The following is a 21,870-nucleotide window of genomic DNA, read 5'->3' as shown; positions in this document are numbered from 1 at the left end:
CCAACAACCTCCATTCCACAGAAACGAAAAGGAAACACACCATGTTCAACAAGGGACAACTCGCCGGCCTCATGAAGCAAGCCCAGGCCATGCAGGACAACCTCAAGAAGGCACAGGACGAGCTGGCTTTCATCGAGGTGGAAGGCGAGTCGGGCGCGGGCCTGGTCAAGGTGCTGATGACCTGCAAGCACGACGTCAAGCGCATCACCATCGACCCCAGCCTGCTGGCCGAAGACAAGGACATGCTCGAAGACCTGGTGGCGGCAGCGTTCAATGCGGCCGTGCGCAAGGCCGAGGAGACTTCGGCGGAGAAGATGGGCAAGCTCACGCAAGGCATGCCAGGCCTCCCCGGCGGCATGAAATTCCCTTTCTGAGGCTGGCTACCGAGCGGGCGATCTGCGTCGTTGGGCGGTGCTCGGAATCCTCACGTACTGCCAGTACGTTCCGGTTCCTGCGCTCCGGCCGCCTAGCAGCTCATCCCGCTCGCTACGCCCTTGAGGGCGGGGTTTTGGGGAGTTTCAAGTTGAGACTGCGCCCTCCGCATACCGTTCGGGCTGAGCCTGTCGAAGCCTGACCCCGATTCCTCCTCCTCCCACACCGTCACCCCGATCGCTCACCCACCGATGTCCACCACCAACTCCCTCGACGTTCTGATCCAGGCGCTGCGCCGGCTGCCTGGGGTGGGGGTGAAGTCTGCGCAGCGCATGGCGTTTCATTTGCTGCAGCATGACCGGCAGGGGGCGCTGGCGCTGTCGCGGGCGCTGGAGGAGGCCGTGGGGTCGGTGCGCCACTGCACGCTGTGCCATACCTTCACCGAGGCCGAGGTGTGCAGCACCTGCCTGGACCCGGAGCGCGACGCCACGCGGCTGTGCGTGGTCGAGACGCCCGCCGATCAGTCGGCGCTGGAGCGCACGGGGGCGTTCAAGGGGCTTTACTTTGTGCTGATGGGGCGGCTCAGTCCGCTCGACGGCATCGGCCCCCAGGAGATTGGCCTGCACAAGCTCATGGAGCGGGCCTGCAACGGCGTGGTGCAGGAGGTGATCCTGGCCACCAATTTCAATGCCGAGGGCGAGGCCACGGCCCATGTGATCAGCGAGGCTCTCAAAAGCCGGGGCCTGCATGTCACGCGGCTGGCGCGGGGCGTACCCGTGGGCAGCGAGCTGGAGTATGTGGACCTGGGCACCATCGCGCATGCGCTGGTAGACCGTCGCTAGCCTCTTTTCGTCGCTAGAATACTCCCGATTTAATAGCGAACAGCGCTTGTCGGTGCTGCGCTATATCCGTCTAGGGACAAAATGAATTCCTTGCATGTGGCGCGTTTCACGGTGGCCTACTGGTGTGTTTTCATGGCCGTGCTGCTGCCCCTGGTGTGCGCGTGGCTGGCCAAGAGCGGTGGCCTGGGCAGGCCGCGCCGCGAAGGGGGCTACGACAACCATGACCCGCGTGCCTGGATGGCCCGCCAGTCCGACTGGCATGCCCGCGCGAACGCAGCGCAGGCCAACAGTTTCGAGGCGCTGCCATTCTTCATCGGAGCGGTCGTCATTGCACACCAGCTGGGTGCGGCGCAGACCCTGCTCGACATCCTCGCTTTCCTGTTCATCATGCTGCGCGTTTTCTACATCCTGATGTATGTCTCGGACATGCCCAAGGCCCGCAGCGCGGTGTGGGGTGCGGCGTTCCTGGTGAACATCGCCATTTTCTTCATCGGCTACCGCTGAAACGGTGTGGGCTGATGCCCGCACAGCAATACGTAGAAGCGCTCAGGGGAAGACCCTGATGCGCCCATGCAGCGGCTGCGGCACGATTGTTGCGTTGCAGCAATTTCCTGCTTTTCCGTTTTTTCCATGTCCCTTCCTCCTGTCAGCCGCCGTGCCTTTGGTGCCCTGTCTGCCCTGTCGGCAGTCGCGGCATGCACTTCTGGCGCCTGGGCGTATGCGCCCGGCGCCGCGGCGCGGCGCGTCACCATCGCGGTGGGCGGGCAGGCCGTGCTGTACCACCTGCCCCTGACCATCGCGGGCCGGCTGGGTTTTTTCCAGGCCGAAGGACTGGATGTCACGGTGCTTGACTACCCCGGTGGTGCCCTGGCCTTGCGGGCGGTGCAGGACGGAGTGGCCCAGGTCTGCTCGGGTGCCTATGAACACACTCTGCGCCAGCAGAGTCGGGGCCACGATTACCGCGCTTTCGTGGTGCAGGGGCGGGCGCCGCAGCAGGCGCTGGGCGTGTCGCTGCGGGCGGTGCCGAGCTATCGGGGGCCATCGGACCTGCGGGGACGGCGCATCGGTGTTTCGGCCCTGGGCTCGTCCACCCAGGTGATGGCGAGCATGCTGCTGGCCCGCGCGGGCGTGGATGTGCACACTGTCTCCTTCGTGGGCGTGGGAACGGGGCTTGCTGCCCTGGCGGCGCTGCGCACAGGCCGCATCCATGCGCTGTGCCATGCCGACCCCATCATGGCGCTGCTCGAGCAACGGGGCGAGGTGCGCCTTGTCGGCGACCTGCGCACGCTCCAGGCCACGCAGGAGGTGTTTGGCGGCGCCATGCCTGCCAGTTGCCTGGTTGCCCCCCAGTCATTTCTGCACCAGGAGCCCGTGGTGGCACAGGCGCTGGTCAATGGCATCGTGCATGCGCTCAAGTGGCTGCAGACAGCAGCGCCGGCCGATCTGGTCAAGGCGGTGCCTGCCAGTTACCTGCTGGGTGACAGGGCGGTCTATCTGGCGGCGTTCAACCGGGTGCGCGAGACGTTTTCGCCCAATGGGCTCATGCCCGAGGACGGACCGGCAACCGCCTTGCGGGCGCTTGCGCAGTCCTATCCCGGCATGTTGGACACACGGGCCAGCCTGGCACGCACCTTCACCGATGACCTGACCCGAAAGGCGCGGCAGAAATTCGGGGTGTGAGATGCGCGCCCTGGCGGTGCGAAGGCGCTGACGGCCTGCGCAGTGGGTGAGAATGCCGGGCCAACGGGGCTGTGCCCGGTGTTCGCCACTCTTCCTCACTCAGTTCAAAGGACCCTCTCATGTCGCTGAGCCTCAGCATTGGCCCGCTCGTTTCCCTGATCGCGGGCATCCTCATCCTGGTCATGCCGCGCCTGCTGAGCACCATCGTGGCGCTTTACCTGATCGTGATCGGCGTGTTGGGCTTGCTGGGCATGCACACCCTGCGCTTGTAAGTGCCCACGGCACAGCAGCACTCGTGCTCAGCGGCGTTTCTTGGAGGGCTTGCCACCCTTGCGTGTGGGGGCTGGGGCCTTGCTTCCTGTTGTGCGACTGGCTGAGCCGCTGGCCGATGACCCTTTGCTCATGCGCACCGGCAGGAACATCACCACCTGCTGGCCGGCCTTGAAGGCTGCACCGGTCTTCACATCGTTCCAGTCGGCCACGTTGTCGACGCTGACGCGGTAGCGCTGTGCCATGCTGCGCACGGTGTCGCGCTTGCCGGCGCGCACCGTGGTGCGGCGGGTCACGATTTCAGGTGTGAGGGCCAGCTGGCCGTTGTCTGCCAGGTGGGCTGAAACATCCTGGCGGGTGGTGGTGGTGCGCGGCACCATCAGCGCCGATCCGGCCTTGATCAGCATGCGCGGCGGAATGTTGTTGAGGCTGCGCAGGTCGTTTTCGCTCATGCCGGTACGCTGGGCGGCATCGGCCACGCTCATGGTGGTGGGCACGGACCACACCGTCCAGCTGGCGTATTGCCCCTGGTTTTTGGCGTCAAGGTTGCGCTGGAAGACCCGCGCGTTGTCCCAGGGCAGCAGGATCTGGGGGGTGCCTGCGGCAAAAATGGTCGGACGGTGAAACGAGGGGTTCAGCGCACGAAAATCCGCTTCGCGCACCCCTGCCAGCTGGGCCACCATCGCCACGTCGATGTCGTGGGTGATGTCCACCGTCTGGAAATAGGGGTGGTTTTCGATCAGTGGCAGTTCGGTGCGAAAGGCCTCGGGGTTGGCCACGATGTTTTTGACGGCCTGCAGCTTGGGCACATACAGCCGCGTTTCCGCAGGCATGTTCAGGTCGGTGTAGCGCGTTCCCAGCCCGGCTTTCTGGTTCCGGGCAATGGCGCGGCCCACGCTGCCTTCACCCCAGTTGTAGGCGGCCAGGGCCAGGTGCCAGTCGCCAAACATGCCGTACAGCTTTTGCAGGTAGTCGAGCGCGGCGCGGGTGGATGCCAGCACGTCGCGGCGGTCGTCGCGAAAGGCGTTCTGCTTGAGATCGAAGTAGTTGCCCGTGGCCGGCATGAACTGCCACATGCCGGCGGCCTTGGCACTGGAGACGGCCTGCGGGTTGAAGGCACTTTCGATGTAGGGCAGCAGCGCCAGCTCGGTGGGCATGCCTCGGCGTTCGAGCTCTTCAACGATGTGGAACAGGTATTTGCTGGAGCGCTCGGTCATGCGCTGCATGTAGTCGGGGCGGCTGGCGTACCACTGCTCGCGGTCCTGCACCAGTTCGTGCTGCAGGTCGGGCATGGCAAAACCGCGGCGAATGCGCTCCCACAGGTCGGCGGGCGTGAACAGCGAGGCCACTTCGCTGCTGGCGGCGCGGCCGGCCGTGATCGGGCTCAGCGGCCCATTGGGGATGACGGGGATGTGGCTGGCGGTGCCCGCGGGCGAATCGGTGTCGAACGGGTTGCTGGAGGGGGTGCCGGTGGTGGCGCAGCCGGTGAGCCACAGCAGTCCTGCAAGGCAGGCGAAGCGCAGAATTTTCATCAGAAGTCGTTTTTCCATTGGCGCAGGGCGGCAAATACCGCCACGGCGTCGTGTTGTGGGACCCGGGCGTCAAAGGCCTGGGCGGCTGCGGCGACTGTGGTTTCGCGCACGCGCAGAAAGGGGTTGATGTCACGTTCCAGCGCCATGCGTGATGGCAGCGTGGGCTGGTTTTGCGCCCGCAAGGCCGTGCAATGGCTGCTGTAGTGGAGCAAGGCGGCGTTGCCGGGTTCCACGGCACGCGCAAATTTCAGGTTGGACAACGTGTACTCATGGGTACAGCACACGCGCGTGCTGCCCGGCAGGGCGGCCAGCTGGTCGAGCGATGCCAGCATCTGCGCGGGCGTGCCTTCAAAAAGGCGCCCGCAGCCGCCCGAGAAAAGGGTGTCCCCGCAAAACAGCAGGGGCGCGCCCTCCATGTCGGGGCAGTAATAGGCGATGTGGCCAGCCGTGTGGCCCGGAACATCGAGCACGGAAAACCGCAGGCCCAGCAGATCCACGCTGTCGCCCTGCGCCAGGCGCACCAGCGGCTCGGGGATGCGCTCGCGCGCCGGGCCGAACACCTGGGCGCCGGTGGCAGCGCGCAAGGCATCCACGCCGCCCACATGATCGGCGTGGTGGTGCGTGACTAGAATGGCCTGCAACTGCAGCCCCTGGGCCTGCAGCGCCTGCAGCACGGGCGCCGCGTCACCGGGGTCCACCACGATGGCCTGGCGGCCGTTGTGCAGCATCCAGATGTAGTTATCGGCAAAGGCGGGCAGCGGTAGCAGGTTCATGAGCGATCAAATTATAAGTTTGCACCACTGGTTCGACTCCCCCCCCGGCCGTTACCTGCTGGCGTGGGAGCAGCAGCGCTTCGATGAGGCGGTGGTGGACATCTTTGGCTACCATGGCCTGCAGATCGGCATTCCGATGCTCGACGGCCTGCGCGCCAACCGCATGCCTCACCAGTGGCTGGCCCTGGGCGAAGAGGGTATGGCCCTGCTGCCGGGCACCTGCGCTGCAGGCCCGCCACCCGCTGGCGCCGCGCCCGCGCCAGACCCCCTGCGCCTGCTGGCCCTGCTGGCCGACCCGGTGGCGCTGCCGTTTGCGGACAACAGCCTGGACCTCATCGTGCTGCCGCACACGCTGGAGCAGAGCGCGGACCCGCATGCCGCGCTGCGCGAGGTGGAGCGCGTGCTGGTGCCCGAGGGGCGGGTGGTGATCAGCGGGCTCAATCCGGTCAGCCTGTGGGCCTTGCGCCAACACCGCGCGCGCCTGTACCAGCGCCTGGGGCGGGGCCGCCTGTACCTGCCGGATGCGGGCGAGTTCATTGGCTACCGGCGGCTGCGCGACTGGTTGCGGCTGCTCAATTTCGAGGTCGAGTCGGCGCGCTTTGGCTGCTACCGGCCGGCCGTGCGCAGCAGCCACTGGCTGGAAAGATTTGCCTGGATGGACCGCCTGGGCGATCAATGGTGGCCGATACTCGGGGCCGCGTACTTTCTGGTGGCCGTCAAGCGCGTGCATGGCATGCGCCTGCTCGAACCCGCCTGGCGCACCGCACCGCAGCGCGCTGCCGCGTCGGTGCCGGTGGCCCACCGCGGTGCCAGCCAGAAACCGTCGCACCGCACCAGCCTGGTGCCCACCATGGCACCGGGCGCCACAGACCGCACCCACAGGAAAAAAGTTTGAATCAGATCGAGATCTATACCGATGGTGCCTGCAAGGGCAATCCGGGCCCCGGCGGCTGGGGCGTTTTACTGCGCTCCGGTGCCACTGAAAAAGAGCTGTTTGGCGGCGAGCTCGGCACCACCAACAACCGCATGGAACTGCTGGCCGTCATCGAGGCGCTGTCTGCGCTCAAGCGGCCTTGCGCGGTGACGCTGTACCTCGACAGCGAATATGTGCGCAAGGGCATCACCGAATGGATCCACGGCTGGAAGGCGCGCGGCTGGCGCACCGCCGCCAGGCAGCCGGTGAAAAACGTCGAGCTGTGGCAGCGTCTGGATGCGCTGGTCACCGGGGCCGGTCACCGCATCGACTGGCGCTGGGTGCGGGGTCATTCGGGCGATCCGGGCAACGAGCGGGCCGATGCCCTGGCCAACCGCGGTGTGGAACAGGCCCTGGGGCGGCGCTGAAGTTCTCGACCAGATCTGGCGGGTATGCGCTGCCGATTTCTTGTTGATTGCTACTTTATTGGTAGCTATAAGCGCACATGAATTAGGCGCTTCAGGTGTTTTTAACCAAATTCCTGGTGTGTGAGCACTCTGCCGGTGGGCATCGGCCTGCGCCTTTCCAGTAGGCAGCGGCGCGGCGCTGTGGTCTGATGGCGGCCGGTGGAACTCTGCACAGGAGTGAACGTGAACCCGCTGACCAAGATGGCGCTGGGGCTGATGGGGCAGCTGCGCCCCGAGCCCCCCACGGGCGATGGCAGTCCGGTGCTGGCCTTGCCCCCGCCGCGGTGCGACGGCGGCATGCCGCTCATGCAGGCGCTGGCCCGGCGGCAGTCGCAGCGCGAATTCGATCCCGTGGCGCTGCCAATGCCGGTGCTGTCGGACCTGCTGTGGGCTGCGGCGGGCGTCAACCGGCACGACAGCGGCGGGCGCACGGCGCCGAGCGCCATGAACGCGCAGGAGGTGGACCTGTACGTAGCCCTGCCCGAAGGCCTGTACCTCTACGACCCCCAGACCCACGCACTGCAGCGCACGGTGGTCGCCGATGTACGGCGCGTCACGGGCTACCAGGACTTTGTGGACAGCGCGCCGCTCGATCTCGTCTATGTGGCCGACCATGCACGCATGAAGCTGGTGCCGGCCGAACAGCGCAGCACCTACGCCGCAGCCGCGGCGGGTGCCATGGCGCAAAACGTCTATCTGCAGGCCGCATCCACCGGGCTGGCCACCGTCATCCGCGCCTGGCTGGACCGCACCGCACTGGCGCAGGCCATGGGCCTGGGCACCAACCAGCAGGTGCTGCTGGCGCAAACCGTGGGCTGGCCGGCCGGGGCGGCGCCGCCATGAGCACCGTGTTCGACCCGCTGCGCCTGTCGGCGGTGTCGCTGGAGGTGATGGCGGCCAACCACGATTCGGTGCAGGGCCTGGCGCGGCGCCAGCAGGCGCGGCTGGCGCGGCTGCTGGAGGCCGCGCTCAAGGGCGCGCGCCTGTACCGCGAGCTGCTGCCCGCAGGCACCTCGGCCCGCACGCCGTTGCAGGATTTGCCGGTGGTCACACGCCACCAGCTGATGGCGCGCTTTGACGACTGGGTGACCGACCCGTGCCTCACGCTCCATGCGCTGCGCGCCTTCACCGCCGACCCGGCGCGCATCGCCACGCCCTGGCAGGGCCGCTACATGGTGTGGGAAAGCTCGGGCACCAGCGGCCAGCCGGGCATCTTTGTGCAGGACGCACAGGCCATGGCCGTGTACGACGCGCTGGAGGCGCTGCGCCGCAGCACGCCGCGCCCCCTGCTGCGCTGGCTGGACCCGCTGTGCCTGTCCGAGCGCATTGCCTTCGTGGGGGCGACCAGCGGGCATTTCGCCAGCTATGTCTCGGTGCAGCGGCTGCGCACCCTCAACCCGTGGCTGGCGGGGCGCATCCGCAGTTTTTCCATCCAGGAGTCCGCACCCGAGCTGGTGGCCGCCCTGAATGATTTTGCACCCACGGTGCTGGCCACCTACCCCACCGCGGCCGCGCTGCTGGCCGACGAGGCGGACCGGGGTGCCTTGCGCATCGCGCCGCACGAGGTCTGGACCGGCGGTGAATCGCTGAGTCCGGCCGTGCGCGCGCACATCGAACGGGCGCTGGGCGCCGTGGTGCGCAACAGCTATGGCGCCTCGGAGTTCCTCTCCATGGGCTGGGAGTGCGCCCACGGCCAGATGCACCTGAACGCCGACTGGGTGATCCTGGAGCCCGTGGATGAGCACCACCGCCCCGTGCCGGTGGGCCATGCCGCCTGCAGCGTGCTGCTGACCAATCTGGCCAACACCGTTCAGCCCCTCATCCGCTACGACCTGGGTGACCAGGTGACGCTGCAGGCCGGGCGCTGCGGCTGTGGTTCACCCTTGCCGGTGATGGTGGTGCAGGGGCGCCACGACGATCTGTTGCACATGGCAGGGCCGGGCGGGCGGCCGGTAACGCTGTTGCCGCTGGCCTTGTCCACGGTGCTGGAGGACGACGCGGGCGTGTTTGATTTCTACCTGCGCCAGCAGGACGCGCACACGCTGGTGCTGCGCCTGCCCGTGGCGGGCGAGGCCGGGCAGGCGGCCATGGAGCGCGGCTGCAAGGCGCTCAAGGCCTTTGCCAGGGCCCAGGGCCTGCCGCGGCTGCGGGTGCTGCAGGAACTGGACCTGCCCGTGCCACGCGGGCGCAGCGGCAAGGCCTGCCGCATCATGGCTTGTTGTGTCTGATACGGTCTTGTATTCAAGCGGATAACTAGGCGGGAAGCCGCAGACAGTGCTCTAGCACGGCAAGGCGAACCAACGAAGTGATACGTTTGGAGGCAAGACCGTATGAAACGGCGTTCAAGGCATGGACGACACATAGGCCACCACCGCTTCGATGTCGGCATCCGACATCTGCCTGGTGTTGGGGGTCATGATGGAACCGGTGCGCGCCCCCGTATCTTCTCGGTAGCGGTGCAGGGTCATGCGCAGGTAGTCGGGCTGCTGCCCGGCGATGCGGGCAATCTGCTCGTTCCCCCGGCCTGCAGCGCCATGGCAGCGAAAGCAGGTTTTCTCGAAATAGGCCTGCCCCTTGGCGGTCAGTGCGGGGCTGGCGGTGGTCTGGTGGGCCACTGGCTGTGCTGCATAGAACAGCACCATGCCGATTTTTTCGTCGCTGTTCATGGCGCGGATCATGCCTTCCATGAATTCGTTGCGCCGGCGGCCGTCGGCAAACTGCCGCATCTGCTCCAGCAGATAGGCCGGATTCTGGCCGGCCAGGTTGGGAATGGACGGCTTGGTGCTGGTGCCGCCTTCGCCATGGCAATGGGCGCACACGGCGGCCACCTTGCGGCCCACCTTGTAGAGGTGATCGGCCAGCGGTGCACTGGTTTGCGCTTCCTTGAAGCGCGCGTCCAGATCCACGTTGGCGGTGGCGCGGGCCTTGGCTTGCTGGGCCACCACGGGCGGGACCACGAGTGCAGCCATCCATCCGATCGTCAGAGCTGTGCGCAGGAGCATGGCGATAACCACTTTATTGAAAAGGTCATTCTAGGCCCGGGGTTCACCACCGTTCGCACGCGCAGGCGGGGTTGGATCAAAGAGTGTGCTTTGGGCGGGGGAGGGGGTGCAGCCGGCGCCCGGGGCAGGCAATGGCACGCCTGCCGGTAGGGGCGGGGCCTGCGGCGCAGGCGCGCTTGGGGGTGTTCTTCGTAAAATGACCGCCCGGGAATGCACCGTTGTGGCTGCTTTGCACCCCATCGGATGCAACCCTGGAGCCTGAGAAAGCCGTGTGCGCCCCTGGGTCGCATGCGGCTTTTGCCGTTTTTCCCCCGTCCATTTTTTCGCCAACACGGCCCTCTCGCGGCCGGTCGGCCTACCATTTATGCCACGCCATTGGCCTCCATTTGCCTGGGTCTGTTTTGCCATGTGCGTGGGTGTCATGGGCACCGCCCTGGCCAGCCCGCTGTACCCGCTGTACCAGGCCCACTGGGGCCTGCAGCCCAGCCACATCACGGGCATCTACGTGGCCTACATGTTTGGGGCGCTGGCCAGCCTGCTGTTCCTGGGGCGGCTGAGCGACCGGTTCGGATTTCTGCCCGTGTTGCGCCATGGCCTGGTGCTGGTCACGGCCGGCGTGCTGCTGTCGGCGCTGGCCTGGAGCGTGGCGTCGTTCGTGGTCAGCCGTGTGCTGATCGGCGTTGCATCGGGAATGATCACCACCTCGGCCTCGATCGGCCTCACGCAGCTCAACCGCAGCCGCAACGTGATGCGCGCCTCGGCCATGACCAGTTTTGCCATGGCGCTGGGTTTTGGCCTGGGGCCGCTGGTGGGCGGCCTGATGGCGCAGTGGGTGCCGCTGCCGCTGGTGACGGCCTATGCGCCCAGCGTGGTGCTGGGGGTGCTGGCCATTTATGCCCTGTACCAGGTGCAACGGGCTTCACCGGGTGCGGCCGCGGTGCAGCAGCCTTTGGCCTTGGGCGACTGGCTGCCGCGCATCACCCTGCCGCAACCCACCCTGCGGCGCCCGTTCCTGATTGCCAGCCTGGGGGCGTTCAGCACCTTCGGCATCTTTGGCCTGTATGCGTCGCTGGCACCGAGCTTCATGGCGCACATGGTGCCCTGGCACGGGCCGGCCGTGAGTGGCCTGTCGATTGCCATGATCCTGTTTCTCTCGGCCGGCTTTCAGTGGCTGGCCCGGCCGGTGCACACCAAGACCTGCGCCATCGCCGGGCTGGGGCTGCTGGCGGCCTGCAATCTGCTGCTGATTGCCACCACCTACACCAACCTGCCGCTGCTGTTCGTGCTGAGCGTGCTCAGTACCGCCGCAGGCCATGGCCTGGTGAACCTGGCAGGCATTGCCATCGTGAACAAGGTGGCGGGCCCCGAGAACCGGTCCGGGCTGCTGTCCACCTACCTGGTGGTGGGCTATCTGGGCACCATCGTGCCCATTCTGGGCGTGGGCTGGCTGTCGGACCACCTGGGCCTGCGGGTGGCCATCGTGGTTTTCTGCGGGGCGATGGCGGCGTTGACCGGCGTGCTGGCCTGGCTGGCCCAGCGCACCCCGGTGATCGAGCAGGCTTGAAGCGAGACACCCCCCTGAGCGGCGTTGCCGCTTCCCCCCGCTCTCGCACCGCTGCGCGCTGTGGGCAGGGGGACGCAGCCCTTGCTGCGGGGCGGCCCTTGCTTGGCTGCCCTGGCCTGGGCTGCGTCTGTTTCATGGGTCGCTGGCGGTGCAGGACACCATGAAAATCAGCCCGGTGCCGGCCGGTCTGCGCCAAGCAGCTGTTCCATGGTCAGGGCGTCCTGGGGCCGCACCACACGCGCCAACTCTTGTCCATCGCGCAGCAGCACCAGGGTGGGCCAGAGCTTCACGCCAAAGCTGCGGCCCAGGCGCTGGCCGGGGCCGTCTTCCACCTTGATGTGGGCCATATCCGTCCGGTCGCGCAGGGCCTGCTCGATGAGGGGCTGGGCGCGCTGGCAGTGGCCGCACCAGGGGGTGCCGAATTCGAGCACGGTGGCGCCGGGCAGGCGGTCCACTTCGGCGCGGGTGGGTGCTTGTGCAAGGTGTTGGGCGGCGTAGGGCATAGGCTCAATGATTTCAAGAAGAGGGCAGATACGAAACCCATTGTGCTGCGCGTCGCCCGCTCGGCGCGCAACTGGCGCGTCACCTGCCAGGGACGCCGAGCAAGGGCCGCCCCGCAGCGAGGGCGTCGTCCCCCTCGGGGGAAGGCGCGAAGCGACACAGGGGGGGCTCAAATTACTCCGTCGAACATCATCACATCCACCGTGTCGCCCACGGCCACGTTGCCCTGGCCGTGGTGCAGCACGATCAGGCCGTTGGCCTGCACCATGGAGCTGAGCACGCCTGAACCCTGGTTGCCCGTGGTGCAGACCTGCAGCGTGCCGTCGGCAGCGGTGGTGACGGTGCCACGCTGGTATTCGGTGCGGCCGGCCTTCTTGCGGAGGACCTCGGTGCTCACGGCGCGCAGCAGCGGCGGGGCCGGGCGGGTGCTGCCCATCATGCGCAGCAGGGCGGGGCGCACAAAGGCCAGAAAGGTCACCATGACCGCCACGGGGTTGCCGGGTAGGCCGAAAAGAACGGCACCGGTGGCGGCTTTGCCAGTATCGTTCTGATAGCTGTCAGTGCTTTCTGCATCTGCGCTGGAGGCCTCTTTTTTCTGAAAACCTGCGCTGGCAATGCGTCCCACGGCCATGGGCCGGCCGGGGCGCATGGCGATGCGCCAGAAAGCCACGTCACCGAGCTGCTTCATCATGGTGCGCGTGTGGTCGGCCTCGCCCACGCTCACGCCGCCACTGGTGATGATGGCGTCGGCCCGCTGCGCGGCATCGCGGAAGGCGGCCTCCAGCAGGGCGGGGGTGTCGGGCACTACGCCCAGGTCGATCACCTCCACGCCCAGCCGCGTGAGCAGGCCGAACACGGTGTAGCGGTTGCTGTCGTACACCGCGCCTTCGCGGGGCGGCTCGCCCAGGCTCAGGATTTCGTCGCCGGTGGAAAAATAGGCCACGCGCAGGCGGCGGTACACCGCCACGGTTTTCAGCCCCAGACTGGCCACCAGCCCCAGCGCGGCAGGAGCCAGCAGCGCTCCTTTGGATAGCGCCACACCGCCTTCCATGAGGTCTTCGCCCTTGAAGCGGCGGTTGTCGCCCAGGCGCAGCACGTTGGCGGCAATGGTGATGTGGTCGCCATCGGCGGCGGTGGTGAACTCCTGCGGCACCACGGTGTCCAGGCCCGGGGGCATGATGGCGCCGGTCATGATCTTCAGGCATTCGCCCGCGCCCACGGTGCCGGTCCAGGCCTTGCCCGCCAGCGCCGTGCCCACCACGCGCAGCGTGAGCGGCTGGCCCGCCACCAGTTGCGCACCGGCAAAGGCGTAGCCGTCCATGGCCGAGTTGTCGTGGGGCGGCACGCTCAGGGGCGAGACCACGTCGCGTGCCAGCACGCGGCCCAGGGCCTCGAAAATGCCGATCTCTTCGGTGGCCGTGACCGGCTGCACCAGCTGTTCCAGAAAGGCCGACACCTGGTCGGCACTGAGTGCCTGGGGGTCGTAGCCCTGCAGTTCGGCGGCAATCTGTGCAATGGTTTTCATGGGTGCGTTCGCGCTGAGCGGGTGGGGGTGCAACCGGTGCACCCGGTCAGGGAATGCCGGCGCTTTCAAGGCGGTGCAGCTCGTCCAGCGTGTTGGCGTTGAAGAAGGCCAGCGGGTCGTCGCCCGGCTGGTCGAAGGGCACCACCACATGCGGGTGCTGTGCGGTCCAGGCGTCGATCTTGCGGCCACCGGCCTGGGTGAAGGCGACCAGGCTTTCGAGCAGGTCCACACGCAGCAGGCAGAACACGGGCTGGGTGCGCACGGCGGTGCCGCCCGCGCCATCGTCCTCGGGGGCGGCGGCCATGGCGATGTCGGCCCCTTGGGCGTCCGCAGCGGCCGCCAGCCGTGCCGCCAGGTCCAGCGGAAACAGCGGGGTGTCGCAGGGCACGGTGAGCAGCCACGGGGTTTCGCAGCGCTCCAGCCCGGTCAGAAAGCCCGCCAGCGGGCCGGCATAGTCGGCAATCACGTCGGGCCACACGGGTGCGCCAAAGGCCTCGTAGGCGGCCAGGTTGCGGTTGGCGTTGACCATGGTGGCGCCCACCTGCATCTGCAGGCGCATCAGCGTGTGCAGCGCCAGCGGCAGGCCACGAAAATTCTGCAGGCCCTTGTCCACGCCGCCCATGCGGGAGCCGCGACCGCCGGCCAGCACGAGGCCGGTGATGTCGTTCGTTTCAATCATGTCTTTGATGGTCGTTGCCGATTCAGCGAGGGCTGCGTCCCCCTGCCCGCGCGCAGCGCAAGAGATGGGGGAAGCGGTGAAGTCGCTCAGGGGATTGTTGCATCTCATCCGCCGATGTAGCTCATTTCCACCCGGCGCGCGCCCTGCGTGGTGTCGGCCGGCAGGCTGCTGCGCAGCTCCGAATAGCGGTCGGTGCGTTGCTGCCAGATGGGCGCGATGGCCGATGCAATGGCCTCGTCGCTGGCGCCGCCGCGCAGCAGGCTGCGCAGGTCGTAGCCCTGGGTGGCAAAAAGGCACAGGTACAGCCGGCCTTCGGTGGAAAGGCGCGCGCGGTTGCAGTCGCCGCAGAAGGCCTGCGTCACGCTGCTGATCACGCCCACTTCGCCCAGGGCCTGGTCGTGCTGGCCAGCAGCGCTGGCGTAGCCCCAGCGCTCGGCGGTTTCGCCGGGGCTGGTGGGGCTGAGCTGCACCAGCGGCAGCTCGGCGCGCAGGCGCTCGATCAGTTCGGCCGACGGCAGCACCTCGTCCATGCGCCAGCCGTTGGTGGCGCCCACATCCATGTATTCGATAAAGCGCAGCGTGGTGCCCGTGCCGCGAAAGTGGCGCGCCATGGGCAGGATTTCGTGGTCATTGGTGCCGCGCTTGACCACCATGTTCACCTTGATCTGCGACAGCCCCGCCGCGTGCGCCGCCTCGATGCCGGCCAGCACATCGGCCACCGGAAAATCCACATCGTTCATGCGGCGGAACACCGCGTCGTCCAGGCCATCGAGGCTCACGGTGACGCGGTTCAGGCCCGCCTCCTTGAGGGCCCGCGCCTTGCGCGCTAGCAGCGAGCCGTTGGTGGTGAGGGTGAGGTCGGGCGCGGTGCCGTCCACCGTGCGCAGCCGGGCCAGCTGGGCCACCAGTTCCTCGAGGTTCTTGCGCAGCAGAGGCTCGCCCCCGGTCAGGCGGATCTTGCGCACGCCGTGGGCCAGAAACAGCCGCGCCAGCCGCGTGATCTCCTCAAAGCTCAGCAGGGCGTTGTGCGGCAGGTAGGCATGGTCCTTGTCGAACACTTCCTTGGGCATGCAGTAGTTGCAGCGGAAGTTGCAGCGGTCGGTCACGCTGATGCGCAGGTCGCGCAGGGGGCGGTCCCGGGTGTCGGTCAGCAGACCGGTGGGGGCGGCGGCCTGCGCGGGCACCCTGGCCGCCAGAGCGGCGATGCGTTGGTCCACCAGAGGAATCACACGTTCAGACATGGGGTGATTCTGCCGTATCGGCCCCGCCATCGAGGCCATGCCCCTGCTGGCGAGGTTGACTGGGGTCAATGGAGCGGGTTAACGCGGGTTCGTCCCGCCAATGTCCCGCCAATGTCCGGCGAATGGCAGTTGCTTGACATGGCGCAGGGGGCGCAGGTGGTGTGTCACAACAATCGCAGCACACAAAGTTTCAAGGAAATGACATGACGAATGCGAGGTCGATTGCACAAGCGCTTCCCTGCCAGCGCCGGGTGGCCGTGCAGTGGGTGGCGGCGGGCATCCTGCTGCCCACCTGGGCCGGCGGGGCCCAGGCGCAAATGGCACTGTCGGGGGCCATCAACCACGCGGGATGGTTTCGGGCACTGTCGCAGCGCATGGCCAAGGCGTATTGCCAGCAATATTTGCAGGTGCTGCCCGAGGCTGCCAGGGACGTGCTGGGCCATGCGCGCAAACGGGTGCAGCAGGGATCTGGCGAGCTGGCGCGCGGGCTGCAGTCGGGCCAGTGGCCCGCCGAGGTGGCGCGGCAGCTGGACGAAGTGCAAAAGCAGTTTGCACGGCTCGACCAGTTGACAGCGGCGCCCATGTCGCGGGCGGCCTTGGCCGCGGTGTCCGAGCAGTCCGACCGCACGCTGCTGGTGGCCCAGGCGGTGACCGAGTCCATCGAAAAGATGGCACGGGTGGCCAGTGCGCGGCTGGTGAATCTGGCCGGGCGCCAGCGCATGCTGTCGCAGCGCCTGGCCAAGAACTATTTTCTGGTAGCCGCCAAGGCGGACACCAAGCTGGTGCATGCGCAACTGGCGGCAGATGCCGCCGATTTCCGGCAGGCCATGCAGACCCTGACGGCCGCACCGGTCTCCACGCCCGCCATTCGTGGCGAGCTGGAGCTGGCGGCCCCGCAGTGGGTGTTTTTTGAGGCGGCCCTGCGCCGGCCCGCCGACGAGCAGGGACTGAGCGCGGTGGCCACTACCAGCGAACGCCTGCTGAGCGTGATGGACCGGCTCACCGGCCTGTACGAAGCCGCCTTGCGCGAGGTGCTGTAGCCAGGGGCTTGCCGGCAGCGCCGTCCGGGGGGCTGTGGTGTGCTGCTACACGCAGCGTGCCCCATCCACCTCGATGCACACGCCGCTGATGAAGGCGGCCTCGTCGCTGGCCAGGTACAGCGCGGCGTTGGCCACGTCGAGCGCCGTGGAAAAGCGGCCCAGCGGAATGGTGGCCAGGAATTTCGCGCGGCGCGCTTCGTCCACCGGTCCCCCCGCAAACTCGGCGGCCAGGCCCGTGTCGGGGTTGAACACGGGGTTGATGCAGTTCACGCGGATGTTGTCGGGGCCCAGCTCGGCGGCCATCGACTTGCTGGTGGTGATGACGGCGCCCTTGGAGCCGTTGTACCAGGTCAGGCCCGGCCGGGGGCGCAGGCCCGCCGTGGAGGCAATGTTGATGAAGCTGCCGCCGCCGCCCTGGCGCATCGCGGGCACGGCGTGGATGGCCGAGAGGTAGATGCTCTTGACGTTGATGGCATAGACCTTGTCGAACTCGTCCTCGCTCACTTCCAGCATGGGGCGGTTGCGGTGCGTCCAGCCGGCGTTGTTGACCACCACGTCCAGCCGGCCATGCAGGCGCACGGCCTCGTCGACCAGGGCCTTGACATCGGCGGACTTTGTCACATCGGCCTGGAAGAAGGCCGCCGTGCCACCCGCCGCGATGATCTCGGCCACCACACGCTGGCCGCCAACTGCGTTGACGTCATTCACGATGACCTTGCCCCCTTCAGCCGCCAGGCGCTTGGCAATGCCTTCGCCAATACCGTTGCCGGCGCCGGTGACGATGATGGATTTGTGCTGCACGCGCATGGTGTTGTCTCCTTGCTTTATAAATTGGATAGCGGCTTGCGCTTTAGGGGTAGGCGATAGCGCCTGTTTTTATTCATATTGTTCCCCCGCCACACGGGCTAGGGCTGCAGCGCGGGGCGGGCGTCGTCGGTCGCAGGGGGCGGGCCCACCGGCACCGTCAGACCGTCCGGGCCGCGGCGGTAGAACTGCGGAAAATATTCCTTCACGCCGTTGCCGTTGAAGTCCCAGCCGGTGCACTGGCCCAGGTGGCGGGGCGGCTCGTCCGCATTGGCGGCAGCAAACACCGCGGGCACCGACTGGAATGCTGCCGTGGCCAGGTTGAACAGCAGTTCGCGCAGGTGGGTGCAGCTGGCCACGCCGCCCAGGTTCTTCTGGATGGCCTGGCGCCAGCCGCGCGCCATGCTGCAGCCCACCATGGATTGCAGCGCGGGCTGGGCCTGGGGACAGTCCTTGAGCGGGTGGGTGTCCATGGCCACGTCGATGGCCTGCACCACCAGCTGGCGGTTGACGGTGACGCGCAGCCACATGTGGTGGATGGGCTCGCCAGCGCGGCGCAGGCCGGCCTCGCGGAACGAGGGCGCATCGTAGGTCTTGCTGTCGTGCAGCTCGCCTTCGATGTCCCACAGCCCATCGTCGCGTTCAAAGCCTTGGTAATGGACGCGGCGCTGGTGCCGGGCGGTGCGGGGGGCGGGGGGGCTCAGGGGCATGGAGAAAAGAAACCGTCGGGCAAAAAGGAAGGGCGAGAACACATGCTACCGGCACACCGCCGCGCCGCCTTGCGCGGGCGCGACAGGCGGGCCTGGGTCAGCCGTGCCGGATGGCCACGGTCTTGAGCGTGGTGAAGCCGTGCAGCGCCTCCAGGCCCTTTTCGCGGCCGTAGCCGCTCGATTTGACGCCGCCAAACGGCAGCTCCACGCCGCCGGCAGCGCCGTAGTTGTTGATGAACACCTGGCCGCTGTGCACGCGCCGGGCCATGCGGAACTGGCGGGCGCCATCGCGCGTCCAGATGCCGGCCACCAGGCCAAACTGGGTGGCGTTGGCCAGCTCCACCGCATGGTCCTCGTCCTGGAAGGCCATCGCGCTGAGCACGGGGCCAAAGACTTCCTCCTGCGCCAGGCGGTGCTCCACCGGCACATCGCGCAGCAGCGTGGGGGCCTGGTAGAAACCGGTTTCGGGCGCATCGTCCACGATCTGGCCCTGGGCCACCATGGGGATGCCGGCCACCTGCGCGTCGGACAGAAAATCCCATACGCGCTGCTGCTGCGACTGGCGGATCAGCGGGCCCACGTCCAGGTCCATCGCGGCGGGGCCCACGCGCAGCGCTTCAAAGGCCTGGCCCAGGCGCTCCAGCAGGGGCTCGTAGATGAGCGAGTCGATCAGCACGCGCGAGCCGGCCGAGCAGGTCTGCCCCGCGTTCTGCACGATGGCATTGATGACCACGGGCACGGCGGCGTCCAGGTCGGCATCGGCAAAGATGATCTGCGGGCTTTTGCCGCCCAGCTCCAGCGTCACGGGGCAGTGGCGCTCGGCGGCCACCTGCTGGATCAGCGTGCCGATCTTGGGGCTGCCGGTGAAGCTGATGTGCTGGACGCCCGGGTGGCGCGCCAGTGCGTCGCCCACCTCGTGGCCGTAGCCGGTAACGATGTTGAGCGCACCCGCCGGAAACCCCACCTCGGCCGCCAGCTGCGCCACGCGGATCAGGCTCAGGCAGGCATCTTCGGCCGGCTTGACCACGCACACATTGCCCGCCGCCAGCGCGCCGCCCACGCTGCGGCCAAAGATCTGCATGGGGTAGTTCCACGGAATGATGTGGCCCGTCACGCCGTGGGGTTCGCGCCAGGTGAGCACACTGTAGCCATCGGCGTAGGGGATGGTCTCGCCGTGCAATTTGTCGCAGGCTCCGGCATAGAACTCGAAGTAGCGCGCCAGCGCCAGCGCATCGGCCCGGGCCTGGCGGGTGGGCTTGCCGCAGTCGCGCCGCTCCAGCGCGCTCAGCTCGTCCGCGTGTTCCAGTATCTTGGCCGAGAGCTGGTGCAGCAGGCGGCCCCGGTCGGCGGGCGCCATCTTCTGCCACACGGCGTGGTAGCACTGCTGCGCCGCGCGCACGGCGGCGTCGATGTCCTCGGCCGTGCCGCGCTGGATCTCGTCGAACGGCTGGCCGTCGGAGGGGTCGATCACCGGGATCGTGCGGCCGGAGGTGGAGGGAACGGGGGCATTGGCGATGAAGTGCAGTGGCATGGCCAAATTGTGCGGTAAAAGCCAGGTGTTCCTCGGGGGATGATGTCAAAAATGGATTCAGCGCTTGTCTGTAAAGCACTTATAGCTATTGATGTAATAGCGTTTTGGTGAATCGCTGCCCGCTGGCGGTGCTGCCTATCATCTGAAAAACGGCGTTGTCGGGCACAAAAAAGGCCCGCCGCAGCGAGCCTGTGGGGAGAGGCGGCGGTGGAATCAGCCGCCGTGGAATTTCACGACCAGCGGCACGATCAGCAGTGCCACGATGTTGATGATCTTGATCAGCGGGTTGATGGCGGGGCCGGCGGTGTCCTTGTAGGGGTCGCCCACCGTGTCGCCGGTGACGGCGGCCTTGTGCGCCTCGCTGCCCTTGCCGCCGTGGTGGCCGTCCTCGATGTACTTCTTGGCGTTGTCCCAGGCGCCGCCGCCGGTGCACATGGAAATCGCCACGAACAGGCCGGTCACGATGGTGCCCATCAGCAGCCCTCCCAGCGCCTTGGGGCCCAGCAGCAGGCCCACCACGACGGGTACCACCACGGGCAGCAGGCTGGGGATCACCATTTCCTTGATGGCGGCGGTGGTCAGCATGTCCACGGCCTTGCCGTACTCGGGCTTGCCCGTGCCGTCCATGATGCCCTTGATGGTGCTGAACTGGCGGCGCACCTCCACCACCACGGCGCCGGCGGCGCGGCCCACGGCCTCCATGGCCATCGCGCCGAACAAGTAGGGGATAAGGCCGCCGATGAACAGCCCGATGATCACGAGCGGATCGCTCAGGTCAAAGCTGATGGCCCGGCCATAGCTTTCGAGCTTGTGCGTGTAGTCGGCAAACAGCACCAGCGCGGCCAGGCCCGCCGAGCCGATGGCGTAGCCCTTGGTCACGGCCTTGGTGGTGTTGCCCACGGCGTCGAGCGGGTCGGTAATATCGCGCACGCTGCTGGGCAGCTCGGCCATTTCTGCGATGCCGCCTGCGTTGTCGGTGATGGGGCCATAGGCATCGAGCGCCACCACGATGCCCGCCATGGAGAGCATGGACATGGCCGCCACGGCAATGCCATACAGGCCCGCAAGCTGGTAGGCCGACAGGATGGCCAGGCACACAAAGATCACCGGCCAGGCGGTGGAGCGCATGGACACGCCCAGGCCGGCAATGATGTTGGTGCCGTGACCCGTGGTCGATGCCTGGGCGATGTGCCGCACGGGCGAGTATTGCGTGCCGGTGTAGAACTCGGTGATCCACACCAGCGCGGCCGTCAGCACCAGCCCCGTGGCGCAGGCGCCAAACAGCTTCATCTGGCTGCCGGTGGCGGTGATGGCGTTGTCCGGCATGATCCAGACGGTGACGAAGTAGAACGCGACGAGCGACAGCACGCCCGCAATCGCCAGGCCCTTGTACAGCGCGGGCATCACGTTCTTCATGCCGGGCGATGCCTTCACGAAGAAGCAGCCGATGATGCTGGCCACGATGGACACGGCGCCCAGCGCGAGCGGGTACACCACGGCGTTGACCGGGGCGGTGGCCACCAGCAGCGCGCCGAGCACCATGGTGGCGATCAGCGTCACCGCGTAGGTTTCGAAGAGGTCCGCCGCCATGCCGGCGCAGTCGCCCACGTTGTCGCCCACGTTGTCGGCAATCACGGCGGGGTTGCGCGGGTCGTCCTCGGGGATGCCGGCCTCCACCTTGCCCACCAGGTCGGCGCCCACGTCGGCGCCCTTGGTGAAGATGCCGCCGCCCAGCCGCGCAAAGATAGAGATCAGCGACGAGCCAAAGGCAAAGCCGATCAGCGGGTTGAGCAGCACGGACAGCTTGGCCGTGGGCGTGAGGTTGCCGTTGCCCGCCAGAAACCAGTAGAAGCCGGTAACGCCCAGGAGGCCCAGGCCCACCACCAGCATGCCGGTGATGGCGCCGCCGCGAAACGCCACATCCAGCGCCGGGCCAATGCCCTGCGTGGCCGCCTGTGCCGTGCGCACATTGGCGCGCACCGACACGTTCATGCCGATGAAGCCGCAGGCGCCCGAAAGCACTGCGCCCACCACGAAGCCCACGGCCGTGGTGCCGTCCAGGAAGATGCCGATGAGAATGGCCAGCACCACGCCGACGAGGGCAATGGTCTTGTACTGGCGGGCCAGATAGGCGGCGGCGCCGGCCTGGATGGCGGCGGCGATTTCCTGCATGCGGGCGTTGCCGGGGTCTTTGGCAAGAATCCATCCCCGGGCCCAGATGCCATAGGCCACCGCAATCAATCCACACACCACAGCCAGTATCAGAGGGGCAGTCAGCGCTGTATTTCCAGCCATTCGTCACTCCTTGAAATATTCACTTGCACGGAAGGAAACACAACGCATCGGCGTGCTTCCGCTGCGTTGCTTCCTCGTGCCCCAGCGTACCGGAGTCGATTGGCCAACAGGGTCAATTTACAGCCAAAC

At 67.3% G+C, this 21,870-nt stretch carries 23 protein-coding genes; 11 read left to right on the top strand and 12 right to left on the bottom strand.

Going from position 1 to position 21,870, the window contains the following annotated elements:
* The first annotated feature begins 41 nt into the window (after positions 1-41).
* The 3 genes from AC1RDS_RS06610 to AC1RDS_RS06600 all read left to right on the top strand — a co-directional run bounded on the left by AC1RDS_RS06610 (position 42) and on the right by AC1RDS_RS06600 (position 1,718).
* Positions 42-374 carry a YbaB/EbfC family nucleoid-associated protein gene (locus tag AC1RDS_RS06610; protein ID WP_010457931.1) on the top strand — a complete coding sequence of 111 codons (333 nt, stop codon included), beginning with the start codon at positions 42-44 and terminating at the stop codon, positions 372-374.
* 249 nt (positions 375-623) lie between these two features.
* Entirely contained in the window at positions 624-1,214 is a 591-nt protein-coding gene (gene recR, locus AC1RDS_RS06605) for a recombination mediator RecR (RefSeq protein ID WP_092696507.1), read from the top strand.
* 81 nt (positions 1,215-1,295) lie between these two features.
* The gene (locus tag AC1RDS_RS06600; RefSeq protein WP_092696508.1) at positions 1,296-1,718 is read left to right on the top strand and encodes an MAPEG family protein; all 423 of its coding nucleotides are present in this window, start codon (positions 1,296-1,298) and stop codon (positions 1,716-1,718) included.
* Here the strand turns inward: AC1RDS_RS06600 and AC1RDS_RS06595 are convergent.
* The gene (locus tag AC1RDS_RS06595) at positions 1,709-1,846 is read right to left on the bottom strand and encodes a hypothetical protein (protein WP_159433756.1); all 138 of its coding nucleotides are present in this window, start codon (positions 1,844-1,846) and stop codon (positions 1,709-1,711) included. The two genes, AC1RDS_RS06600 and AC1RDS_RS06595, sit on opposite strands and share 10 nt — an antisense overlap.
* Here AC1RDS_RS06595 and AC1RDS_RS06590 point away from each other — a divergent pair.
* Complete coding sequence (locus tag AC1RDS_RS06590) at positions 1,845-2,894, top strand: ABC transporter substrate-binding protein (RefSeq protein WP_348683444.1); 1,050 nt, start codon at positions 1,845-1,847, stop codon at positions 2,892-2,894. The two genes, AC1RDS_RS06595 and AC1RDS_RS06590, sit on opposite strands and share 2 nt — an antisense overlap.
* Positions 2,895-3,013: 119 nt before the next feature.
* Positions 3,014-3,166: a DUF3096 domain-containing protein gene (locus AC1RDS_RS06585; protein WP_092696510.1), complete on the top strand. Its 153-nt coding sequence runs from the start codon at positions 3,014-3,016 to the stop codon at positions 3,164-3,166.
* Positions 3,167-3,193: 27 nt separating this feature from the next.
* Here the strand turns inward: AC1RDS_RS06585 and AC1RDS_RS06580 are convergent, their stop codons facing one another.
* A complete protein-coding gene (locus AC1RDS_RS06580; RefSeq protein WP_348683442.1) occupies positions 3,194-4,696 on the bottom strand; it encodes a transglycosylase SLT domain-containing protein in 1,503 nt (500 codons plus the stop codon).
* The gene (gene gloB, locus AC1RDS_RS06575; protein WP_348683440.1) at positions 4,696-5,469 is read right to left on the bottom strand and encodes a hydroxyacylglutathione hydrolase; all 774 of its coding nucleotides are present in this window, start codon (positions 5,467-5,469) and stop codon (positions 4,696-4,698) included. Before gloB ends, AC1RDS_RS06580 begins: the two co-directional genes overlap by 1 nt.
* Between gloB and AC1RDS_RS06570 the strand changes: the two genes are divergently transcribed.
* The 4 genes from AC1RDS_RS06570 (at position 5,468) to AC1RDS_RS06555 (ending at position 9,077) form a co-directional block, all read left to right on the top strand.
* Positions 5,468-6,364, top strand: coding sequence for a class I SAM-dependent methyltransferase (locus AC1RDS_RS06570; protein WP_348683439.1), 897 nt, complete (start codon positions 5,468-5,470; stop codon positions 6,362-6,364). The genes gloB and AC1RDS_RS06570 overlap by 2 nt on opposite strands.
* Complete coding sequence (rnhA, locus tag AC1RDS_RS06565; RefSeq protein ID WP_026436780.1) at positions 6,361-6,810, top strand: ribonuclease HI; 450 nt, start codon at positions 6,361-6,363, stop codon at positions 6,808-6,810. Before AC1RDS_RS06570 ends, rnhA begins: the two co-directional genes overlap by 4 nt.
* Positions 6,811-7,032: 222 nt before the next feature.
* Complete coding sequence (locus AC1RDS_RS06560; protein ID WP_348683437.1) at positions 7,033-7,692, top strand: SagB/ThcOx family dehydrogenase; 660 nt, start codon at positions 7,033-7,035, stop codon at positions 7,690-7,692.
* On the top strand, positions 7,689-9,077 hold the full coding sequence (locus tag AC1RDS_RS06555) for a phenylacetate--CoA ligase family protein (RefSeq protein ID WP_348683436.1): 1,389 nt from the start codon (positions 7,689-7,691) through the stop codon (positions 9,075-9,077). Before AC1RDS_RS06560 ends, AC1RDS_RS06555 begins: the two co-directional genes overlap by 4 nt.
* Before the next feature lie 114 nt (positions 9,078-9,191).
* Here the strand turns inward: AC1RDS_RS06555 and AC1RDS_RS06550 are convergent, their stop codons facing one another.
* The gene (locus AC1RDS_RS06550) at positions 9,192-9,818 is read right to left on the bottom strand and encodes a c-type cytochrome (RefSeq protein ID WP_348683434.1); all 627 of its coding nucleotides are present in this window, start codon (positions 9,816-9,818) and stop codon (positions 9,192-9,194) included.
* Between the two features lie 397 nt (positions 9,819-10,215).
* On the opposite strand from AC1RDS_RS06550, the gene AC1RDS_RS06545 reads away from it, so the two are divergent.
* On the top strand, positions 10,216-11,415 hold the full coding sequence (locus AC1RDS_RS06545; RefSeq protein WP_431603996.1) for an MFS transporter: 1,200 nt from the start codon (positions 10,216-10,218) through the stop codon (positions 11,413-11,415).
* 167 nt (positions 11,416-11,582) lie between these two features.
* Here AC1RDS_RS06545 and AC1RDS_RS06540 read toward each other — a convergent pair whose 3' ends face one another.
* From AC1RDS_RS06540 to moaA, 4 genes are all read right to left on the bottom strand, one after another.
* On the bottom strand, positions 11,583-11,918 hold the full coding sequence (locus AC1RDS_RS06540) for a thioredoxin family protein (protein WP_092696516.1): 336 nt from the start codon (positions 11,916-11,918) through the stop codon (positions 11,583-11,585).
* A 167-nt stretch (positions 11,919-12,085) separates the two neighbouring features.
* On the bottom strand, positions 12,086-13,441 hold the full coding sequence (gene moeA / locus AC1RDS_RS06535; protein ID WP_092696517.1) for a molybdopterin molybdotransferase MoeA: 1,356 nt from the start codon (positions 13,439-13,441) through the stop codon (positions 12,086-12,088).
* A gap of 46 nt (positions 13,442-13,487) precedes the next feature.
* Entirely contained in the window at positions 13,488-14,120 is a 633-nt protein-coding gene (gene mobA, locus AC1RDS_RS06530) for a molybdenum cofactor guanylyltransferase MobA (protein WP_092696518.1), read from the bottom strand.
* A 104-nt stretch (positions 14,121-14,224) separates the two neighbouring features.
* Positions 14,225-15,361 carry a GTP 3',8-cyclase MoaA gene (gene moaA, locus AC1RDS_RS06525; protein WP_348683431.1) on the bottom strand — a complete coding sequence of 379 codons (1,137 nt, stop codon included), beginning with the start codon at positions 15,359-15,361 and terminating at the stop codon, positions 14,225-14,227.
* 203 nt (positions 15,362-15,564) lie between these two features.
* Between moaA and AC1RDS_RS06520 the strand changes: the two genes are divergently transcribed.
* Positions 15,565-16,401 (top strand): type IV pili methyl-accepting chemotaxis transducer N-terminal domain-containing protein, encoded by an 837-nt coding sequence (locus tag AC1RDS_RS06520; RefSeq protein WP_348683429.1) that lies wholly within the window; start codon positions 15,565-15,567, stop codon positions 16,399-16,401.
* 45 nt (positions 16,402-16,446) lie between these two features.
* On the opposite strand, the gene AC1RDS_RS06515 is transcribed toward AC1RDS_RS06520, so the two are convergent.
* The 4 genes from AC1RDS_RS06515 to AC1RDS_RS06500 all read right to left on the bottom strand — a co-directional run bounded on the left by AC1RDS_RS06515 (position 16,447) and on the right by AC1RDS_RS06500 (position 21,741).
* Complete coding sequence (locus tag AC1RDS_RS06515; RefSeq protein WP_287878078.1) at positions 16,447-17,208, bottom strand: SDR family oxidoreductase; 762 nt, start codon at positions 17,206-17,208, stop codon at positions 16,447-16,449.
* Positions 17,209-17,306: 98 nt separating this feature from the next.
* On the bottom strand, positions 17,307-17,915 hold the full coding sequence (locus tag AC1RDS_RS06510) for a DUF2889 domain-containing protein (protein WP_092696522.1): 609 nt from the start codon (positions 17,913-17,915) through the stop codon (positions 17,307-17,309).
* A 97-nt stretch (positions 17,916-18,012) separates the two neighbouring features.
* Positions 18,013-19,446, bottom strand: a complete 1,434-nt coding sequence (locus AC1RDS_RS06505; protein ID WP_092696523.1) for an aldehyde dehydrogenase family protein — start codon at positions 19,444-19,446, stop codon at positions 18,013-18,015.
* Positions 19,447-19,659: 213 nt separating this feature from the next.
* Complete coding sequence (locus AC1RDS_RS06500) at positions 19,660-21,741, bottom strand: sodium-translocating pyrophosphatase (protein ID WP_348683426.1); 2,082 nt, start codon at positions 21,739-21,741, stop codon at positions 19,660-19,662.
* Positions 21,742-21,870 lie beyond the last annotated feature (129 nt).

The sequence above is a fragment of the Acidovorax sp. GW823-FHT02H02 genome (assembly GCF_058797075.1).
The sequence above is the reverse complement of the archived record's forward strand: the minus strand, read 5'-3'. Positions and strand labels throughout refer to the sequence as shown.

Bases quoted from the DNA above. Each gene is read 5' to 3' on its own strand.
- gloB (WP_348683440.1), bottom strand. From the start codon at position 5,469: ATGAACCTGCTACCGCTGCCCGCCTTTGCCGATAACTACATCTGGATG.
- recR (WP_092696507.1), top strand. From the start codon at position 624: ATGTCCACCACCAACTCCCTCGACGTTCTGATCCAGGCGCTGCGCCGG.
- AC1RDS_RS06555 (WP_348683436.1), top strand. From the start codon at position 7,689: ATGAGCACCGTGTTCGACCCGCTGCGCCTGTCGGCGGTGTCGCTGGAG.
- AC1RDS_RS06595 (WP_159433756.1), bottom strand. From the start codon at position 1,846: ATGGAAAAAACGGAAAAGCAGGAAATTGCTGCAACGCAACAATCGTGC.
- moaA (WP_348683431.1), bottom strand. From the start codon at position 15,361: ATGTCTGAACGTGTGATTCCTCTGGTGGACCAACGCATCGCCGCTCTG.
- AC1RDS_RS06550 (WP_348683434.1), bottom strand. From the start codon at position 9,818: ATGGCTGCACTCGTGGTCCCGCCCGTGGTGGCCCAGCAAGCCAAGGCC.
- moeA (WP_092696517.1), bottom strand. From the start codon at position 13,441: ATGAAAACCATTGCACAGATTGCCGCCGAACTGCAGGGCTACGACCCC.
- AC1RDS_RS06600 (WP_092696508.1), top strand. From the start codon at position 1,296: ATGAATTCCTTGCATGTGGCGCGTTTCACGGTGGCCTACTGGTGTGTT.
- AC1RDS_RS06520 (WP_348683429.1), top strand. From the start codon at position 15,565: ATGACGAATGCGAGGTCGATTGCACAAGCGCTTCCCTGCCAGCGCCGG.
- AC1RDS_RS06570 (WP_348683439.1), top strand. From the start codon at position 5,468: ATGAGCGATCAAATTATAAGTTTGCACCACTGGTTCGACTCCCCCCCC.
- AC1RDS_RS06515 (WP_287878078.1), bottom strand. From the start codon at position 17,208: ATGCGCGTGCAGCACAAATCCATCATCGTCACCGGCGCCGGCAACGGT.
- mobA (WP_092696518.1), bottom strand. From the start codon at position 14,120: ATGATTGAAACGAACGACATCACCGGCCTCGTGCTGGCCGGCGGTCGC.
- AC1RDS_RS06505 (WP_092696523.1), bottom strand. From the start codon at position 19,446: ATGCCACTGCACTTCATCGCCAATGCCCCCGTTCCCTCCACCTCCGGC.
- AC1RDS_RS06580 (WP_348683442.1), bottom strand. From the start codon at position 4,696: ATGAAAATTCTGCGCTTCGCCTGCCTTGCAGGACTGCTGTGGCTCACC.
- AC1RDS_RS06510 (WP_092696522.1), bottom strand. From the start codon at position 17,915: ATGCCCCTGAGCCCCCCCGCCCCCCGCACCGCCCGGCACCAGCGCCGC.
- AC1RDS_RS06540 (WP_092696516.1), bottom strand. From the start codon at position 11,918: ATGCCCTACGCCGCCCAACACCTTGCACAAGCACCCACCCGCGCCGAA.
- AC1RDS_RS06590 (WP_348683444.1), top strand. From the start codon at position 1,845: ATGTCCCTTCCTCCTGTCAGCCGCCGTGCCTTTGGTGCCCTGTCTGCC.
- AC1RDS_RS06585 (WP_092696510.1), top strand. From the start codon at position 3,014: ATGTCGCTGAGCCTCAGCATTGGCCCGCTCGTTTCCCTGATCGCGGGC.
- AC1RDS_RS06610 (WP_010457931.1), top strand. From the start codon at position 42: ATGTTCAACAAGGGACAACTCGCCGGCCTCATGAAGCAAGCCCAGGCC.
- AC1RDS_RS06545 (WP_431603996.1), top strand. From the start codon at position 10,216: ATGCCACGCCATTGGCCTCCATTTGCCTGGGTCTGTTTTGCCATGTGC.
- AC1RDS_RS06500 (WP_348683426.1), bottom strand. From the start codon at position 21,741: ATGGCTGGAAATACAGCGCTGACTGCCCCTCTGATACTGGCTGTGGTG.